This window comes from Mycobacterium szulgai (genome assembly GCF_002116635.1).
In the GTDB taxonomy this organism is placed as follows: domain Bacteria; phylum Actinomycetota; class Actinomycetes; order Mycobacteriales; family Mycobacteriaceae; genus Mycobacterium; species Mycobacterium szulgai.
In genome coordinates, this window is record NZ_LQPW01000068.1 from 1 (window position 1) to 1,040 (window position 1,040).

General features: G+C 80.9%; 1 protein-coding gene. It reads left to right on the forward strand.

What is annotated here, in order from left to right:
• Window positions 1-1,040: hypothetical protein (locus AWC27_RS11925; RefSeq protein ID WP_211281614.1), on the forward strand; the 1,040-nt coding region annotated here is incomplete at both ends.

The window sequence follows — 1,040 nt, forward strand, 5'->3', positions numbered from 1 at the left end:
GGTACCGGGTTCGCCGGCGGGGCCGGCGGACAAGGTGGCCAAGGCGGCGACTCCGGTGTGGGTGGCACCAACGGCTCCGGCGGCGCCGGCGGCGTCGGCGGTCAGGGCGGCACCGGCGGCACCGGCGGCAGTGGTGCCGACAGCACCACCGGCGTGGGCGGCACCGGCGGCGAGGGTGGTGTCGGCGGCGCAGCGGGTGCCGGCGGAGGTGGCGGCGGCGTAGGCAGCGGCGGCACCGGCGGCAGCACCGGCGCCACCGGCAAGGCCGGCACTGGTGGCACCGGCGGCCAGGGTGGCGGCGGCGGCCAAGGCGCTGACGGCACCGACGCCGCAGCGGGCAGCGGCGCCACCGGCGGTACCGCGTTCGCCGGCGGGGCCGGCGGACAAGGTGGCCAAGGCGGCGACTCGGGTCTGGGTGGCACCAACGGCTCCGGCGGCACCGGCGGCGTCGGCGGCAAAGGCGGCACCGGCGGCACCGGCGGCTCCGGCGCCGACAGCACCACCGGCGTGGGCGGCACCGGCGGCGAGGGTGGTGTCGGCGGCGCAGCGGGTGCCGGCGGAAGTGGCGGCGGCGTAGGCAGCGGCGGCACCGGCGGCATTGTGGGCACGACCGGCAACGCCGGGATCGGTGGCACCGGCGGCCAGGGTGGCGGCGGCGGAACTGGCGCCGACGGGATTAACGGCGCAGCGGGCAGCGGCGCCACCGGTGGCAGCGGATTCGCCGGCGGGGCCGGCGGGCAGGGTGGCCAAGGCGGCGACTCCGGTGTGGGTGGCACCAACGGCTCCGGCGGCACCGGCGGCGTGGGCGGCAAGGGCGGCACCGGCGGCACCGGCGGCTCCGGCGCCGACAGCACCACCGGCGTCGGCGGCACCGGCGGCGACGGCGGCCAAGGCGGCAGCGCGGGCGCCGGCGGTGGCGGAGGCGGAACCGGTAGCGGCGGCACCGGCGGCAGCACCGGCGCCACCGGCAACGCCGGGATCGGTGGCACCGGCGGCCAGGGTGGCGGCGGCGGAACTGGCGCCGACGGGATTAACGGCGC